Raw genomic sequence first — 17,312 nt, forward strand, 5'->3', positions numbered from 1 at the left:
CTGCATTTGCGAGGCATGCATGTCTGAAATGGGAAACTGGAAGGCCGCGCAGGCATGCGCAGCGGGATTCACGCAGAACTGGAACGGCAACGAGCCAGGCGGCGCCGTCATCGGCTTCGATGCGCATGGCATCCGCTTTGCCGAAGCCGGCGGCGTGGAAAGCCTCTCGACGCTGGCGCCCTTTACCGCTGCAAGCGTCGTTCGCTATGCCTCGGTGACGAAACATGCCTTCTGCGCCATGGTGCTCGCGCATTCCGACAAGATCGGTCTTGACGATCCTTTGGGCCAGCATTTGCCCGAACTGCAGGCACCCCTTCGCGATGTCACTGTCGGCCGCGCGCTCGACATGAGCGGCGGCTTGCCCGACACGCGCGAATGCCTGTCGCTGCTTGGGCTTTCCGTCTACACCGAAACCAAGGCTGGCCTGCTGCTCGATTTCCTCGCACGCCAGACGCGATTGAACTACGAGGCCGGCACCGAGATTTCCTACTCCAATACGGGCTACCGTCTCGTGGAAGCCGCACTCGAACGACAAGGCGTGTTCTTCCGCGATTACGTCCGCGAGCTCGGCGCACAGGCCGGTGCGGTATTGGATGCGCCCGATGTCTGGAACGACCCCGTCATCGGCCTGGTTCCCGGCTATTGGCTCGATGGCCAGCGTTGGCAGCTTTCGGCCGCCGGCCTGCATATCTCCGCCTCCGGCAGCATGACTGGCAGCGGCGAGAGCCTTGCGAAGTGGCTGATCGGCCTCCTCGACGGCAAGGGGTCTTTCGACGGAATACTGGAACAATTGTCGGCTGCACGGCCACTTGCCGATGGCCGAATGAGCGGCTACGGACTGGGCCTGCGTCAGAGCCCGCTCGGCAGCCGTTCTTTCATCGGACACGGCGGCTCTCATCCCGGTTACAAAAGCTATTTTCTGCTCGATCCTACCCAGAAAACCGGCTTCGTTGTGGTGTCGAACCGCGAAGATACCAACGGCTATAAGATCGCCCTGGAATCCATGGCGGCATTGACCGGCGAAGCCTTGCCGCGTCCCTCCTCTGCTCTCCGCGACGGCACCTATGTCACCGAAAGCGGGCCATGGTGGATCAAGGTTGCCGGCAGTACGGTCACCTATCTCGATGCCGACGAAACGGTTTATGAGGATGAGGGATCCTGGGTTTCCTCGCGGTCGCCCTCCTCGCCGATGCACCTGACAATGCAGGGCGAAGACATCGTCGGAGAGGTCGGGCATGCCAAACGTCGGTTCCTGCCGGTTAAGGAACAGGACGTGCCGGGATCCCTGTCGGGCGTGTGGAACTCCTCCGAAGGTGCTCGCTTCGAGATTGAAAATGGCAGCGTCATCATGGGTATAGGTCCGGTGCGCCATAGTATGCCGCTGCGCGCATTGGGTAACGGACGCTTCCTGTTCACCCTCGTCGATGGCCCCTGGACCAAGCGGGTCTGCCTCAATCTCCTCGGCGCGGATCGACTGGAATTGGTGCTCGCCCGGGCAAGAATGATCGAATACCGTCGCGCCGGGTGATTGCATTCCCGGCTCATTCAGGCCAAGGAGAACCCGGCTTTGACAGCCGGTTTCTTTCGGGAGCTTCGAGTGGAAGTCAAATGGCTTGAAGATTTTCTGGCGCTGGCGCGGACACTGAACTTTTCAAAGGCCGCCGACGAGCGCCATGTGACGCAATCGGCCTTCAGCCGCCGCATCCGGCAGCTGGAGGGCTGGGTTGGGACGAGCCTGATCGACCGGGCAACCTACCCTTCACGTCTGACCGCGGCCGGCGAACGTTTTGTGCCGGTGGCCGAGCAGAGTTTGCAGGTGCTCTACCAGGCGCGCCGCAATCTCCAGCATGAAGATGGCACCGACGCACGCACGGTGACCCTGACGGCGCTGCACACCCTATCTTTCACCTTCTTTCCAGATTGGCTGAGCCGGCTCAACGCACGCATCGGCCCGATCGTTTCGCATTTGCGCGCCGATTCCGGCACTATGGAAGAAAACCTGAATTCCCTTATCGATGGGGAATGCGATTTCCTTCTCACCTACCAGCATCTGCATGTGCCGATGCTGCTGGATCCGCAATTCGAACATCACACGCTTGGCCGGGAAACCATCCTGCCTGTCAGCGCCCCAGGCACGGACGGCGCGGCGCTGCATCGCATCGAACCCGGCTTCAACCATGTCAGCTACCAGAAGACATCCTTCTTCGGGCAATTGGTGGCCGGCACCATCGGCAAGCGCCTGCCAGCCGAAAACCGGGTGCATGTCGGCAGCATGTCCGTCGGCCTGAAGGGAATGGTTGCGGCTGGATTCGGGCTGGCCTGGATCCCGGAAAGCCTTGTCAAAGCGGAACTTGCCGATGGCCGGCTGGTCTATGCCGCCGATCCCGAATGGAACATCGACGTTGAAATCCGCGTCTATCGCTCCCGCGAGAACCGCCGTCCGATCGTCGGGCGCATCTGGTCGATGCTAGACAAACCCTGACGATCGGGTAGTCGTTGCGGCAGCTCAGATCGCAGTACGGCGCGCATTCTCCATGTAGAGCGCGCGCAGACGCTTGAACATCGGGCCAGGTGTCCCGTCACCGACGGCAACGCCATCGATATCAGTAATGGAGACGATGAAGTTCGAGGCGCTTGTCAGCCAGGCTTCAGCCGCGGCCTTTGCCTCTTCGACGGAGAACGGCCGTTCTTCCAGCACCATACCAGCTTCCCGCGCCAGATCGAGGATTGCGAGCCGCGTGCATCCCGGCAGGGTCGCATGGCTGTTGGCGCGTGTCACGATGCGGCCGTCGCGCGTCACGATATAGCCTGTCGACGAGGCGCCCTCCGTCACCACGCCGTTTTCGACCAGCCAGGCTTCATCGAAGCCTTCTGCCTTGGCGGCGCGTTTCGCCATGACCTGCGGCAGAAGACAGACACTCTTGATGTCACGCCGCGCCCAACGCTGATCCGGCATGGATTTTACCTTGAGTCCCTTCTCGACAGCGGCAACATGCTCCAGCGTCTTCGCCTGCGTGAAAATCACCAGGGTCGGCTTCAGATCCTCCGAGTAGAAGAAATTACGGTCCTCCGCACCGCGCGTGTACTGGAGATAGACGACGCCCTCAGTGAGCTGGTTTTCCGCCACAAGGCGCTTCTCGATCGCCACGATCTCGTCAGTCGTAATGGGCAGGTGGCCGCCAATCTCGCCTACGCTGCGTTCCAGCCGGGCCATATGCAGGGCACTGTCGATCAGCTTGCCATCCAGGACGGCGGTGACTTCATAAATGCCGTCGCCGAACAGGAAACCACGATCGAAGATGGACAGATGTGCCTCGTTTTCGGGCAAGAAGGCGCCGTTCAGAAAGACGGTGCGGATCGTCGGGGCAGACATGGAAACTCCGTGAAATGCGAAATGGGGGAATGAAAATCAGCGATGAGCTGCGTGAGGGAGGCTGATGGCGCTGACTGTTGAGCCTTTGCCGGTTGCGGCATTAAAGCCCCGGGTCTCGGTTGCCATGGCAAGCGAATTGAGGATGGCCTCCTCGGTGGCTTCGATTGCGGCTTCGAAGAGCGGCGACACGGCGTCGTTGCCCAATGATGGAACCGCACTTACACCCTTGCGGCGCTCGGGGGTACGACGCACGGCCTCGGCCGTCGAAAACGCCAGCGCATAGTCGCCCGAGCCGTTGCTCAATGCCGCGCCGGTGCGCGCAAGGCCACCGAAACAGCGGCGCGCCAATCTTTCGAGATTGCGCGAACAGAGCGGAGCATCGGTCGCAAGCACAATGACGATGGAACCGTCCTTGTCATGTTCCGCCAACCTCGCATAGTCGCGACCGGCAACGATGAGATGACCGCCGTAATTCGATTGGACAAGCACGCCGAGTCGATAGGTTTCTCCGCCGACGGGCACGAGGCGGGAGCTTGTCCCGATACCGCCCTTCAGGCCGAATGCGACCGTTCCGGTTCCGGCGCCGACCCCGCCTTCCTCGACTAGCCCCGATGCCGCGCTGTCGATCGCCAGCGAAATTTCATCGACGCTCGGACGCGCAGCGCGAATATCGTTGAGGCGTGAATCGTTGGTTTCGCCGACCACCGCATTGATCGACACCACCTTGTCATTGCCCGGCTGGGCGAGCGTGTGGCGGATGATAGCCTCGATGCCTCGCCCGACGGCCAACGTGTTGGTGAGGACGATCGGCGTCTCGATCTCGCCAAGTTCGACGATCTGGGTCGATCCGGCAAACTTTCCGAAGCCGTTGAGGACGGCAAAACCGGCCGGGACCTTGTCCTGAAACAGATTGCCGCCATGCGGCAAGATCGCCGTCGCGCCCGTGCGCGTGCGCTCTCCCTCATGGCATGTGACATGTCCGACGCGCACGCCGGCGACATCGGTGATCGCGTTCAGGAGACCGGGTTCGAAATGGCCCGGCGCAAAGCCAAGCTCGCGGATTCTATGGCGCTTCTGGTCCATTACTCATGCCTCATAAAATTGTCGCAACATTACTCTGCCGCGCAGCCGGAAGGCACAACAAAAACGGAATAGTTTCAGACCGGCTTTGCAAAGGAAGAGGATGCGCGTTGCGTCTCAAGACAACGGCTAACGCCGATACGAGCGCGGCGACCTCTATCTAGAGGAAGCGATTGTTGCGCAGCCATTGCTCCCACCAGGCGGGCCATTCAGCGCTTGGTGTGCCCGGCTTTCCCATGCCGAAGCCATGACCGCCGCTCGGCAATCGGTGCAGATCGACCGGGACGCCTGCCTTTCGACAGGCTTCGGCCATCATGACTGTATTTGCCGGATCGGAGATCGGATCATCCTTGGCCTGCACCAGGAAAACCGGCGGGCAGCCCGAGCGGACATGCGTTTCGACAGACCATTCCACACTGGCTTTCGCATCCGGCTGCGCGCCGATCAACGACCGGCGAGTGGAGGTATGGTCATAGGGCGGCTCCAGCGTGATGACCGGATAGATCAGCGCCGCCAGGTCGGGACGGGCGGATTGGCCATCGATCGCATCTGTTGCCTGGTAGGAGGCGAAGGCGGAGCGGGTTGCCATCAGGCCCATCAAATGACCGCCGGCGGAAAAGCCGAGGGCGCCAATGCGCGACGGATCCAGACCTCGATGCGTGGCGTCGGCCCGGATGAGGCGCAATGCACGTTGCGCATCCTGAAGCGGCGCCAAGGGACCGTTGCTCCATCCTTCCTGCGGCAAGCGATAGGTCAGCACGTAAGCCGTGACGCCCCGTGCAGCCAGCCAACGAGCCGCAGGATAGGCTTCTTTCTCCAACTCGATACGCTTGTACCCGCCTCCGGCGGCAATCAATACACTGGCACCGTTCGCGCGTCCGGGCGCAAAGACCTGCAGACTCGGCGCGGCGATATTGCTGACCGCGCCCTTGCCGCTCTTCTGCAGCGTGCCGGACGGTCCGCCGCCGCCCGGAGGGTGTCCTGGCCATAGCGGCACGCTGGCGTTCGATGCCGCCGCCCGCGCTCTTGTGGAAAGCATGGCAAACGTCGTGGCGATCAAAAAGGAACGTCGATCCATCGTCATGATTCAAAAGGCCTCGCATACGGAGGATATGAAGCAACGATCCCGATATGGCTGCAATGTGTTTTTCGACGCGCGATACAGCTGCCGGAACAGACCCGCCTTCGGGATACTCCAAACCCCGCGGACGCGCCTGTCTTGTTGTCATCTTTTGGGACAAGCGCCGCCGTAACGACAGGTTGAGCAGCCGCCAGACTTGCCTTTTCAAAAAGGCGCTGCAAATGAACGCCTTAGCATGTTAGAAATACGAAAATAGGCATGAGTCACGAGCTTCCCTCCTCCCATAGAAGAGAGGCTTTTCGCCCTTTCCTATTGAAGCAGGGGCGTTGTCTTCTGCCAGAATGATGGACGAAGATATGACGGCGATGCTCTTGCTCTGTCCTGACGGTATCTGAGGAGACCAGATTGCCTGACTTTCGACGCGAAGAACCATCCACGTCTGTGGAGATCATAGCGAAAGATGACGTGGGTAGCGAGGACAGCAAGCCCGCGCAGACCGAACGGCGGCGTTTTCCGCGTTCGACAAAGACAACCGCCGAAGACCCCCGCCCGCAAGCGCCGGCTTTGAAGCCGTTGCTGTTTTCCACGCGGCATCTCGAACCTCAGGCGCAATTTGCAGCCTGGCAGACCTATGTCGCTCCCCTCATCGACATACGACTGCCGGACCAAGTCTCTCCGGAAGCGGGATTTGCTGCCGACCATATCGCCTGGAATCTCGGCGGGATGCTGATCGTCCAACACACTACCCCACCTCACAGCTACATGCGCTCGCAGGCGAAGGTGAAAGCGAATTTTGTCGACCATTGGCACATTTCCGCGCTGCGCAGCGGCAGGACGTGGACCGAGGTCGATGGGCTGGTCTCGGAAGGCGAGCCGGGCAAAATGGAATTGCGCTCTCTAGAGCGCCCCTTTCGAGGCCGTTCCACGGAAGCGAAAACCCTGTCGCTTATTTTACCGCGCACATTGCTGTCCGACGCTCCTGCTTCGATCGAGATCAGAAACAATATCGCCCTCTCGGGAATGCTGACCAAACTCCTGATCGAATATCTGGATATTATCGAAGTCAATCTCCCGAGCTTCATCGCGGCGGATCTGCCGCATGTCGTCCAGACATTGCGCGACATGATCCTGGCGTGCGTTTCGTCCTCGGCCGAGCAATCGGCGGGCACGGAACATCACAGCATGATTACCGTAACGGAACGCGTGCGGCGGTTCGTGGAGAACAATCTCGCCTCGAGCGATCTGACGGTAGAACAGATATGCCGCCAAGTCGGCACATCCCGCACCAGGCTCTATCAGATCTTCGAACAGGAGGGCGGCGTTCACCACTATATGCAGCGGCGGCGTCTTCTTTCCGCGCATGCCGCGCTCAGCGACCCTTCGAATCGGCAGCAGATCATCGACATCGCCTTTGCGGTCGGCTTTTCGTCGGCGGCGCACTTCAGCCGGGCGTTCAGTAAGGAATTTGGCTACAGTCCCCGCGAGGCGAGAAACCTCACCACCCCGCACTATCGCGGGCAAGCTGCATCACCGGTATCGGCCGATGGACCCCAATCCTTCGAGGAATGGCTGAGGACGCTCAGCCACAACCGCTGAGAAACACCGACAGCCCCACCATAGCTCTAAGGCGCAGCGGGCGATCGTTCGCGCAAGCCATGAGGTGTGCCCTGCGCCTTCCATGCAATGGCTCCTACTCAAAGTTCAACAACTGCGAAAATGGACGCTGCTGCAAGTTTCCGGATGCGTGGCTAACGACACTCAACTCGTAACTTATTAAAAATGAAATGAATAATCGCGCCAGTGTCCAAGCCTTGATGTGGCGAAACTCTCTGTCCACCAAGGCATTTTTGAGGGAGCAAATCGATGGTATCGACCCGGCAGACAATAGAGATCACCAAGCCACAGCATTCCGCCAACGATGCGTACCGCGCAGTCGAGCGCGAGGAAATCCTGGAGGTGGCGTTTCGGGATTTCGTGCGAGCGGTCGTCGCTGCCGGCTGGAGCGAGTCCGAGGTCGCCCTGACCTTGGCCGATATCGCAGATGACTACGTCATGGCCCTCGCTGGAAGAGTTGCCGGGAAATAGTGTTGCGTACCGACGGTGCTCCGCAGGGGTGAGCACGAGAGGTTATCGGCAATTCCTGGCGATGTCGCCGGTGCCACCGCTCGCAAGAAGGCGGTTCACCGGCGACATCGGTTTTACCGGACAGATGGGCACGGTCTTTGAGCCCCGCGCTGTCCGGATAAGGTCATGACGACCAGCAAAACGATGCAAATCGGGCAACATCTCCCGTTTCGGCAGGATATGGAATCCGTAATCGAATTCTCTACGAACTGATCCTTGGCTCGGCGACCGGTCGGGTTTCGAACATCCTGATCAGCGATCCGAGCGATCCGGCCGGCAGCGTTAAGTTTGCGGTCTTCCCGCGCGCAACTCCGTCCACGAATACATCATAGAGTCGCGGACTAAGGATATCTGTCCCCGCGATACCAGCTCACAATGCTCGATTGGCCCGACTTCGATAGGAACATCATTGCGGCTAGCGCGTAGAGCAGCAGGATGATGGCCGCTTCGACGATCAGCGGCAAAAACGCAAAACGCGTTCCCGGGGGCTCCTCTTCGTCAGGAAACAGTTCGGGCAGACCAAGGATCATAGCGATCAGAGGCGAAATCGACACAATGAAGACGGCGATCGCGTGAAATGCCAAGTGCCAGCGAGGGAATTTTCCGGCAGCCCAAAAGGCGGCGAACAGCGCGATAACGTTGCTTATCAAGCCAAGTACCGCAGCAACCGCCGCCGGCAGGATCGAATCGCCGTACATGTGTCCTCGTTCTCTTTTCTACCCAGATTAGTATTATGACAAGAGAATGACAACCGTTCCACATGGCATCCGCCATCTGCCCATGGCGGAAATCCTCGGTGGCAGGATTGATGGCGACGGGCGCTCGCACCTTCGAAGCACACCGCGAAGGTCAACATCCGGCGGTAACGCAAGTTACGCCCGGAGTTTTATTTGACCGTGAAGCCGACCGATTCCATCGGCTTGCCGTTGACCGAGAATTCGATCTTGTAAGTCCCGACCGGCCAGCCATTGTTCGGCTTAGTCATCGCCGAATTGACGTGATTGATCATGGAGGTGATGTCCAGATTGACCTCATCAATTTTGTAGTTTGGAGGTGCAGCCCCTCCGGTGTCGACAGCAATCCAGGAGATATTCACCTTGCTTCCCGACGGCACCTCTTCGGTAAGCTCGGCCGAAACAAAGATCTTCGGCGTATCCTTGGCAAAGCTATCTTGCGTCGTGTCGGCATCCGTCTCCGCCGAAACAATAATGTTTTCAAAGCCGGCAGCCCATACACCTGATGAAACGGCTGTCAGGGCGGTTACGGCGAGAGTGAAAAGCAATTGGGGGCAACGCATTCTCAAATATCCTCCACGAGAGAAAATGACGTAGAGCCGGTGTCGCCATCAATCTAGCGAAGACTCACACAACACCCGCATTCAAAGGTATTGATAGCATGCAACGCACTGACGGCCATCGGGTTGCTGCAGATTATGGCAACCGACCACGACCAACGTTGGCCTCGATCGTCGCGTGACAAGACTGCGCCAGGTACCAAGTGATATGGACCAGTTAGCCGAAGGAACCCCTCCGGTCGATCGGCTGCATCATTCTATCCGTCGATTCCGGTAATCACCGGCTCAAACGCCACCGTCTTTTGCCCGGAAACCTGATCAGCTGCCACCGCCTGCCGGACCAGCCGGGCTGCAGCCTCCCCCATGGCGCGCCTTGGCGAACGGGATGTCGCGATCGGTGCCGGCAGGGAATTGACGAGATCCAGCCCGTTGAACCCGGCGATCAGAATCTTTTGAGGGACAGAAACCCCGAGCTCCATGCAGGCAAACAATCCGCCGCTGGCCATATCGTCATTGGAGTAATAGATGCAGTCGAGATCCGGAATGGCCGCGAGCATAGCAGTTGTCAACTGCTTGCCCAAGGCTATCGAGGAAAAGGCATCATCGAGCCGCTGATCCACGAAGTGCAGGCCGTGAGTGCGCAAGACGCTTTCGAAGGCGGCTTTGCGCTTGCCGGCTCGCAAATCCCTGTCAAGCGCGCTACCGACATAACCGAACCGCCTGCGGCCGGCCGCGACAAGCTTACTTGCCATGGCCGCGCCCGCCTCACCATGCGATAACCCGACATTGAAATCGATCGGCGTGCCATCGAGATCCATAAGCTGGATGACCGGGATGTTTGCCTGCCGGAGCAATTGCACCGTTTCCTCCGGCTGATCAAGCCCGGTGACGATGATGGCGCAAGGCTGCCAGGAGAGCATGTCGCGGATGATCTCGCGCTCCTTTGCCGTGTCATAGTCGGATATGCCGAACACAGCCTGCATGCCGGAACCGTCCAGGCCCGCGGAAATACCGGCAAGCACTTCGGGAAAGACGATGTTCGACATGCTGGGGACGACGACGGCGACCAGATTGGTGCGCTGCGAGGAGAGCGACAGCGCCAGCCTGTTGCCCACATAGTTCATTCGCGTTGCCGCCTCGATGACCCTATCGCGCGTCTCGCTGGAGACGTCGGCAACACCGCGCAAGGCACGCGATGCCGTCATCTTGCTGACACCAGCTTCGATCGCGACTTCTTCCAGAGTGGGTTTGCGCATCCCCAAGCAACCCTCGATGAACCATGACGGCCGACACATTGCCGCCCTTCTTCATAGAATGTTTCCCCGAAAAGGCAAACGCCAGTCTATTGACAATTACCGGCAAATTGAGGCTTGTTACCGATACCGGTATCGGTAACATAGCAAAAATCGTAGAGGTAATGCCGTGCAACATACGAGGAAGGCCGCCGTCATCGGCCTGGGATCCATGGGGTGGGGCGCGGCCCTATCTCTACTTAGGGCGGGTTTTGCCGTCCGCGGCTGCGATGTTCGCAGCGAGGTCCTTATGCGCTTTGCCGAAAATGGCGGCACACCCTGCACGACGCCGGCGTCTGCGGCGAAAGATGCCGACATGATCCTCGTCTATGTCGTCAACAGCAGGCAGGTCGAAGATGTCCTTTTCGGGCAGAACGGTGCGTTGGAAACTGCGCGGCCTTCGACCGTATTTTTGCTCTGCACCACCATGGCGCCGAGTGCCACGACCGCCATCGCCGAAAGGCTGGAAGCAGCCGGCATGCGCGTCATCGATGCCCCGGTTTCCGGCGGCCATGTTCGCGCGCTATCAGGCGAGATCACCGTCATGGCGTCGGGCATGCCTGCGGCTTTCGATCAGGCATCCGAGGTGCTGGACGCCATCTCGGCCAAGGTGTTCCGGCTCGGCGATCGCCCCGGCGCCGGCTCGCAAGTCAAGATGATCAACCAGTTGCTTGCCGGCGTGCACATCGCCGCGACAGCCGAAGCCATGACGCTTGCCGCCAAGGCCGGCATCGATCTGAAGACGCTCTATGACGTGATCCGCGTTTCCGCCGGCTCATCCTGGATGTTCGAAAACCGCGGCGAACACATCGTATCTGGCGATTATACGCCACGGTCGGCGGTCAATATCTTCGTCAAGGACCTCGGCATCGTGACTTCGGAGGCAGGCAAAGCCGGAGCCGTCACCCCGCTCGCCGCTGCAGCGCTCGACCTCTTCATGGAAGCATCGCAAGCAGGTCTGGGTCTGGAGGATGACGCCGCAGTTGCAAAGATTCTGGCCGCCAAGAGCGGCGTCCAACTGCCCGGCCTAAAGGACTAGGCCATGACGCTCCTGCTTGGCTGCATTGCGGACGATTTTACCGGGGCGACCGATCTTGCCGCGCTGCTTGCTCGCAGCGGATTGCCCGTTTCGTTGCGGATCGGCATACCGCGGGAGAAGCGCCATCGGAACGAGACGGCCGCCTTCGAGGTCATCGCCTTGAAATGCCGGACGTCACCGGTCAACATTGCGGTCGAACAGGCACGTCAGGCGCTGGCATGGCTGAGGGAAGCCGGTGCGAGCCGTTTCTTCTGGAAATATTGCTCGACATTTGACAGCACGGCCAAAGGCAATATCGGGCCGGTCGCGGAAATGCTGATGGCGGAAATAGGCGCGAGGCAGACGATCTATTGCCCAGCCTTTCCGGAGAATGGCCGCAGCGTCTTCATGGGCCATCTCTTCGTCGGAGAGCAGCTTTTGTCGGAAAGCCCGATGAAGGACCATCCGCTGACGCCGATGCGCGATTCGAGCCTCCTGCGGCTTCTGACGCCACAAGTGGCCAGCGTAGTCGGCCTCGCCAACCGCAATATCGTCTCGAAAGGTCCGACAGCACTGAGAGCAAAGTTGGCGCAACTCAGTGACGACGGTATGCAGCATGTGATCGTCGATGCCGTTTGCGACGATGATCTCGGCACGATCGCCGCCGCGTCGTTCGACATGCCGCTGCTGACGGGCGGCAGTGCGATCGCCGGCCAACTGCCGCGGCTTTACCTGGAACAAGGGCTGGTAACGCTTCCGCGGCGGCGACAGATATTGCCAAAGGTTGGCGGCGGCCCGATCGTCCTATCGGGCAGTTGCTCCGCGATGACACGCAGGCAGGTCGCCAATTATGCGGGACAGGTCGTAAGCTTGCGGCTGGACCCGATCGCGCTCGCCGAGAAAGGTGCGGGGCCTAGTTTGGAATGGCTGCGTCAGCAATCTCCCGACGCGCCGAAGCTCATCTATGCCACAGCCGAGCCCCATGAAGTGCGGCGAGCACAGGAGCGGTTGGGCAGAGACAAGGCAGGCCAGGTGGTCGAAGAGGCACTCTCAGAGATTGCCCGTGACGCCTTCGATCACGGCACGCGCCGCTTCGTCGTCGCTGGTGGCGAGACGTCGGGCGCCATCACGCAGGCGCTCGGCGTGACGCATTTGACGATCGGGCCGGAAATCGCGCCCGGCGTTCCCTGGACCTTCGCAACCATCGACGGAGAGACGATTGCTCTCACCCTGAAATCGGGCAACTTCGGCGATGAATCCTTCTTCACCGATGCTTTCGACCGATTGGAGGTCGCATGAGCGAGGAAGCCGAACTGCGCGAACATATATGCATGATGGCCAAATCGCTTTACGATCGAGGCCTGACCGCCGGCTCATCCGGCAATATTTCCGCGCGCCTCGGCGATGGGCGTCTGCTGGTCACGCCAACGGGCAGCTCCTTCGGGCGCCTCGATCCCGCACGCCTCTCGCTGTTCGACAGCGAAGGACGCCTGATCGGTGGCGATAAGCCAACGAAGGAAATGCCGCTACATGCGGCCTTCTATGAGACGCGACCGAAAAAGACTGGCGCCGTCGTCCATCTTCATTCCAGCCATTCGGTTGCGTTCTCGATTTTGCCCGGCGTCGATGCCGACAACATGTTGCCGCCGTTGACCGCTTATTCGATCATGAAGCTCGGCAAGGTGAAGCTTCTGCCCTATTTCATGCCGGGCGATCCGGCAATGGGCGATGCCATCCGCGGCCTTGCCGGCAAGCGCAGCGCCGTGATGCTGGCAGCGCACGGACCCGTCGTCTCGGCCAAGGATCTGGAAGCGGCGGTTTACGCGATAGAGGAATTGGAGGAGACGGCAAAGCTTGCCATGCTGACGCGCGGGGCCAATCCTTCCCTGCTGACGGATGCGCAGATCGCCGATCTCGTTCGCACTTATGATGTGGAGTGGGACTGAATATGCTCACCTTTTCCGCCAATCTCGGGTTTCTCTGGCAGGAGCTTTCCCTTCCCGACGCGATCCGCGCCGCGAAGGCTGCCGGCTTCGATGCGGTCGAATGCCACTATCCCTATGACATCCCGCCCGAAGCCGTGCGTCAGGCGCTGGTCGAAACCGGTCTTCCCATGCTCGGCCTCAACACCGCCCGCGGCAATGTCGCGGCAGGTGACAATGGTCTCGCCGCCATTCCGGGACGGCATGACGAAGCACGCCACGCCATCGATCAGACGATCGATTATGCGGCCGCCATTGGCGCGCAAAACGTGCATGTCATGGCCGGCAAGGCTGCCGGTGATGAGGCTCAAGCCGCCTTCATCGCCAATCTGCGCTATGCCTGCAAACGCGCCGGCAAGCTCGGCGTAACCGTGTTGATCGAGCCGCTCAACCATCGCGACGCGCCGGGCTATTTCCTGCAGACGACGGATCAGGCGCTCGACATCATTGCCGCAGTGGGCGCGGAGAACCTCAAGCTGATGTTCGACTGCTATCATATCCAGATCATGCAGGGCGACCTAACGCACAGGCTGAAGGCGCATATGGCCGCAATCGGCCATATCCAGATTGCCTCCATTCCGGATCGCCGCGAACCGGATCACGGAGAGATCGACTACCGTCACATTCTGCAGTTTCTGGAAACGCTTGGCTATAACAAGCCGATCGGCGCGGAGTATCGGCCGGCGACCACGACAGACGCCGGACTGACGTGGCTGCGGGCATATAGATGAAAGAGCGGCCGGCATCCCGGATGCCCGACGGCCGCCGAAAACATTCGCTCGGGAATTCTCCCGAAGACTGACACCCGCCTATTGGGAGGAAAATCCGATATGCATGTATTGATCCTGGGCGCTGCAGGTATGATCGGCCGCAAGCTCGTCAACCGCATCGCCGCCGAGCCGGCTGTTCTCGGACGAACCATCGATCGCCTGACACTGGCCGATGCCTTTCAGCCGCCGGTACCGGAGGCGCTGAAATCCCTATCGAAGGCCCTGACTGTGGACCTTGCGACATCAGGCATTGCCGCCAAGCTCATCGAAGATCGCCCGGATATGATCTTCCATCTTGCCGCCGTCGTCTCCGGCGAGGCCGAGGCCGACTTCGACAAAGGCTATACCGTCAATCTCGACGGCACGCGGGCGCTTTTCGATGCTATCAGACAGCAGGGCCTGAAATCCGCCTATGCCCCGCGTGTCATCTTTGCCTCCTCCATTGCCGTGTTCGGAACACCCTTCCCTGACGTCATCGGCGACGAATTCCTGACCGCGCCGCTGACGAGCTATGGCACCCAGAAGGCAATCGCAGAACTCCTGCTCGCCGATTATTCGCGACGCGGCATTTTCGACGGCATCGGCATCAGACTGCCGACCATCTGCGTTCGGCCCGGCGCCCCAAACAAGGCAGCCTCCGGCTTCTTCTCCAACATCCTGCGCGAACCGCTTGTTGGTAAGGAGGCCATTCTGCCAGTCAGCGATACGGTGCGGCATTGGTTCGCAAGCCCCCGTTCCGCCGTCGGCTTCTTCGTGCATGCCGCGACCCTCGACACCGCGAAAGTGGGGCCGCGGCGCAATCTCACCATGCCCGGACTTTCAGCGCTCGTTTCCGACGAGATCGATTCGCTGCGCCGTGTCGGCGGTGACAGGGCCGTTGCCCTCATCCGCCGCGAACCGGACCCGATGATCGAGCGGATCGTCGCCGGCTGGCCGACCCGGTTCGACGCAGAGCGCGCCTGCGATCTTGGCTTCAAAGCCGAACGGAGCTTTGATGAGATCGTGCAAGCGCACATCGAGGACGAACTGGATGGGAGAGTCGCATGACGGAGATTTCATCGAACACAAAGAACGCGATCGCGATCGTGACCGGCGGCGGCACGGGTATCGGCCGCGCCATCGCAAAAGCCCTTGGCTCGGCTGGCTTCAAGGTCGTCATCTCGGGGCGTCGGTCTGACGTTCTCGAAAAAGCCGCCCGCGAGCTTTCCGCGGAAACCGGAGCAGATTTCCTTCCGGTAGTAGCCGATGTCAGCGAACCCACATCGGTCCGTAGCCTTTTCGATGCTATTGCCGATCGCTATGGCCGCCTCGACCTTCTGGTCAACAATGCCGGCATTGGCTTGCCGGCCGTGCCGATGGAAGAACTGAGCTTCGAGCAATGGAATGCTATTGTCGGCGCGAACCTGACCGGCGCATTCCTTTGCACGCAGCAGGCCTTCCGCCTGATGAAAGCCCAGGTGCCGCAAGGTGGCCGCATCATCAACAACGGCTCGATCTCGGCGACGACGCCGCGTCCGCATTCCGCACCCTATACGGCCACGAAGCACGCAATCACCGGACTGACGAAGTCGACGGCCCTCGATGGCCGTCCCTTCGACATCGCCTGCGGCCAGATCGATATCGGCAATGCCGCCACCGACATGACGGCGAGGATGAGCGCCGGCGTATTACAGGCGAATGGCGAGACCGCAGCCGAACCGACAATCTCGGCAGACCATGTCGCACGCGCCGTCGTTTACATGGCTACGCTACCGGTTGATGCCAACGTTCTCTCCATGACCGTCATGGCAACGAAAATGCCGCTCGTCGGCAGAGGGTAACAAGCAATCGGCAGCGTCGGGGTACGGCGCTGCCGACAATTTGATGTGGCGCAACGACTTAGATAGCCCGTCGTGCCGAAGGCTTCACTTGCTTGCGCTCGATCAAACCACCAATGCTGAAGATCAATACGTCGATCTCCGTGTCGATCTTGTCGCCATCCAGCAGCCTGACGACATCGTCTATGCCTGACACTGCGTGGCCATCGATGGCAAGCAGATAGTCACCCTCCTGGAGGCCGCCTTTTTCGGCAGGACTGTCCTTCTCGACACGGCGCAGCCGCACGGCCGTCGAATGCGTGACGCCAGCCTCCAACGCAATGCGCCGATGTAGCTCGACCGTATCGGCCGCAATGCCGATATAGGCGCGCCTGACGTGGCCGAAACGCAGGATCTCGGAAACCACATGCTTGGCCGTGTTGGAGGCGACCGAAAAGGCAATGCTCTGCGCGCCCTGGATGACGGCGGTATTGACGCCGATCACCTCGCCGGCGGACGAGACCAAAGGACCGCCGGAATTGCCCGGATTGAGCGCGGCGTCCGTCTGGATAATATCTTCCATCAGCCGGCCGCTAGCCGCACGCATCGATCTGCCAAGCGCAGAGACGATACCGGCCGTAACAGTCCATTCGAAGCCAAGCGGATTGCCGATGGCAATCGCGATGTGACCACGCTTCAGCGATTTGGAATCTCCAAGCCTCGCCCAATCGCCGGGCCAGTCGTTGGCACGAATGAGTGCAAGGTCGGTATCCGGATCGCGCCCGAGCACCCTTCCCTCGACGATTGCCCCTTCCGGGGTCTTGATGCGCACGGCCTTTGCGTCATCCACGACATGATTGTTGGTGACGACGAGGCCGTCCGGCGAAATGGCAAAGCCGGAGCCATGCCCGGCGCGGCCGCCCAATCGCTCGATCCGGCTGACCGCCGGCCCAACGAGGTCGACGGCACTCGATACCGTTTGGGAATAGGCATCCAGCAACCCGGCATCGGATGACGGCTGAATGCCACGATCAATGAGGCCCATGGAAACTCCTCCGACGCGGAAGCGTCGCTATGAGGACCGGCAGCAACTGTTGGAAGGCAGGAGGCTGTCAGTTCGACAGATTGGAACAATTGATATTGAGATGAGGAGGCGTCGCCTCAAGTTCAAGGGCCGCGCATGTGCGACCACCCGGAAAGACTTGCGCGTCGCCCCCGCTCGCCAAAATCAGCTTTTTGCTCGCTGCTGGAGCCGTTCGAGTTCCCGTTCCTGCATGCCGATGGCCTCGGTTAGAAACCGCAGGATGATCTGCTTTTCCGTCTCGGAGAAATGCTCAAGCATCCGCACGCCAGCTTCCTCGATCGGACCGTAAATTTCCTTGGCGACCTCAACGGCCTCCTCCGATGGTGCGACCAGAATCCTGCGCCGGTCTTTCGGATCCGCGATGCGATGGACGAGGCCTCGCGCCGTGAGGATCGACCAATGCAGTCACCGATGGCGG

17 protein-coding genes are annotated in these 17,312 nt (G+C 60.4%); 10 read left to right on the forward strand and 7 right to left on the reverse strand.

Features of this window, described 5'->3' with window-relative positions; all coding sequences use genetic code 11:
* Positions 1–19 precede the first annotated feature (19 nt).
* The gene (locus GA0061102_RS04400; protein WP_092844414.1) at positions 20–1,528 is read left to right on the forward strand and encodes a serine hydrolase domain-containing protein; all 1,509 of its coding nucleotides are present in this window, start codon (positions 20–22) and stop codon (positions 1,526–1,528) included.
* Between the two features lie 69 nt (positions 1,529–1,597).
* Positions 1,598–2,482, forward strand: coding sequence for a LysR substrate-binding domain-containing protein (locus GA0061102_RS04405; protein WP_167667910.1), 885 nt, complete (start codon positions 1,598–1,600; stop codon positions 2,480–2,482).
* 24 nt (positions 2,483–2,506) lie between these two features.
* Here the strand turns inward: GA0061102_RS04405 and GA0061102_RS04410 are convergent, their stop codons facing one another.
* From GA0061102_RS04410 to GA0061102_RS04420, 3 genes are all read right to left on the reverse strand, one after another.
* Positions 2,507–3,373, reverse strand: a complete 867-nt coding sequence (locus tag GA0061102_RS04410; protein ID WP_092844416.1) for a D-amino-acid transaminase — start codon at positions 3,371–3,373, stop codon at positions 2,507–2,509.
* A 36-nt stretch (positions 3,374–3,409) separates the two neighbouring features.
* Positions 3,410–4,456 carry a P1 family peptidase gene (locus tag GA0061102_RS04415; RefSeq protein ID WP_092844418.1) on the reverse strand — a complete coding sequence of 349 codons (1,047 nt, stop codon included), beginning with the start codon at positions 4,454–4,456 and terminating at the stop codon, positions 3,410–3,412.
* A gap of 157 nt (positions 4,457–4,613) precedes the next feature.
* The gene (locus GA0061102_RS04420) at positions 4,614–5,531 is read right to left on the reverse strand and encodes an alpha/beta hydrolase (RefSeq protein ID WP_167667901.1); all 918 of its coding nucleotides are present in this window, start codon (positions 5,529–5,531) and stop codon (positions 4,614–4,616) included.
* Between the two features lie 408 nt (positions 5,532–5,939).
* Between GA0061102_RS04420 and GA0061102_RS04425 the strand changes: the two genes are divergently transcribed.
* Together GA0061102_RS04425 and GA0061102_RS04430 are read left to right on the forward strand one after the other, a co-directional pair.
* The gene (locus GA0061102_RS04425) at positions 5,940–7,130 is read left to right on the forward strand and encodes an AraC family transcriptional regulator (RefSeq protein ID WP_425348511.1); all 1,191 of its coding nucleotides are present in this window, start codon (positions 5,940–5,942) and stop codon (positions 7,128–7,130) included.
* 267 nt (positions 7,131–7,397) lie between these two features.
* Positions 7,398–7,619 carry a hypothetical protein gene (locus GA0061102_RS04430; protein ID WP_092844422.1) on the forward strand — a complete coding sequence of 74 codons (222 nt, stop codon included), beginning with the start codon at positions 7,398–7,400 and terminating at the stop codon, positions 7,617–7,619.
* Between the two features lie 380 nt (positions 7,620–7,999).
* Here GA0061102_RS04430 and GA0061102_RS04435 read toward each other — a convergent pair whose 3' ends face one another.
* The 3 genes from GA0061102_RS04435 to GA0061102_RS04445 form a co-directional block, all read right to left on the reverse strand.
* A complete protein-coding gene (locus tag GA0061102_RS04435; RefSeq protein WP_092844424.1) occupies positions 8,000–8,356 on the reverse strand; it encodes a hypothetical protein in 357 nt (118 codons plus the stop codon).
* Between the two features lie 188 nt (positions 8,357–8,544).
* Entirely contained in the window at positions 8,545–8,955 is a 411-nt protein-coding gene (locus GA0061102_RS04440) for a hypothetical protein (RefSeq protein ID WP_092844426.1), read from the reverse strand.
* 254 nt (positions 8,956–9,209) lie between these two features.
* Positions 9,210–10,208 (reverse strand): LacI family DNA-binding transcriptional regulator, encoded by a 999-nt coding sequence (locus tag GA0061102_RS04445; RefSeq protein WP_092844428.1) that lies wholly within the window; start codon positions 10,206–10,208, stop codon positions 9,210–9,212.
* A 166-nt stretch (positions 10,209–10,374) separates the two neighbouring features.
* On the opposite strand from GA0061102_RS04445, the gene ltnD reads away from it, so the two are divergent.
* The 6 genes from ltnD to GA0061102_RS04475 all read left to right on the forward strand — a co-directional run bounded on the left by ltnD (position 10,375) and on the right by GA0061102_RS04475 (position 15,834).
* On the forward strand, positions 10,375–11,283 hold the full coding sequence (gene ltnD, locus GA0061102_RS04450; protein ID WP_092844430.1) for an L-threonate dehydrogenase: 909 nt from the start codon (positions 10,375–10,377) through the stop codon (positions 11,281–11,283).
* A gap of 3 nt (positions 11,284–11,286) precedes the next feature.
* Positions 11,287–12,561, forward strand: coding sequence for a 3-oxo-tetronate kinase (gene otnK, locus GA0061102_RS04455; protein WP_092844431.1), 1,275 nt, complete (start codon positions 11,287–11,289; stop codon positions 12,559–12,561).
* Positions 12,558–13,208, forward strand: coding sequence for a 3-oxo-tetronate 4-phosphate decarboxylase (gene otnC / locus GA0061102_RS04460; RefSeq protein WP_092844433.1), 651 nt, complete (start codon positions 12,558–12,560; stop codon positions 13,206–13,208). Before otnK ends, otnC begins: the two co-directional genes overlap by 4 nt.
* Before the next feature lie 2 nt (positions 13,209–13,210).
* On the forward strand, positions 13,211–13,975 hold the full coding sequence (locus GA0061102_RS04465) for a hydroxypyruvate isomerase family protein (RefSeq protein ID WP_092844435.1): 765 nt from the start codon (positions 13,211–13,213) through the stop codon (positions 13,973–13,975).
* A gap of 99 nt (positions 13,976–14,074) precedes the next feature.
* Positions 14,075–15,061 carry a D-erythronate dehydrogenase gene (denD, locus tag GA0061102_RS04470; RefSeq protein WP_092844437.1) on the forward strand — a complete coding sequence of 329 codons (987 nt, stop codon included), beginning with the start codon at positions 14,075–14,077 and terminating at the stop codon, positions 15,059–15,061.
* Positions 15,058–15,834 (forward strand): SDR family oxidoreductase, encoded by a 777-nt coding sequence (locus tag GA0061102_RS04475; RefSeq protein ID WP_092844439.1) that lies wholly within the window; start codon positions 15,058–15,060, stop codon positions 15,832–15,834. The genes denD and GA0061102_RS04475 overlap by 4 nt, the downstream gene beginning before the upstream one ends.
* Positions 15,835–15,892: 58 nt before the next feature.
* On the opposite strand, the gene GA0061102_RS04480 is transcribed toward GA0061102_RS04475, so the two are convergent.
* A complete protein-coding gene (locus GA0061102_RS04480; RefSeq protein ID WP_092844441.1) occupies positions 15,893–16,855 on the reverse strand; it encodes a S1C family serine protease in 963 nt (320 codons plus the stop codon).
* Between the last annotated feature and the right edge of the window lie 457 nt (positions 16,856–17,312).

Source organism: Martinezella miluonensis (assembly GCF_900094545.1).
Lineage (GTDB): Bacteria > Pseudomonadota > Alphaproteobacteria > Rhizobiales > Rhizobiaceae > Rhizobium > Rhizobium miluonense.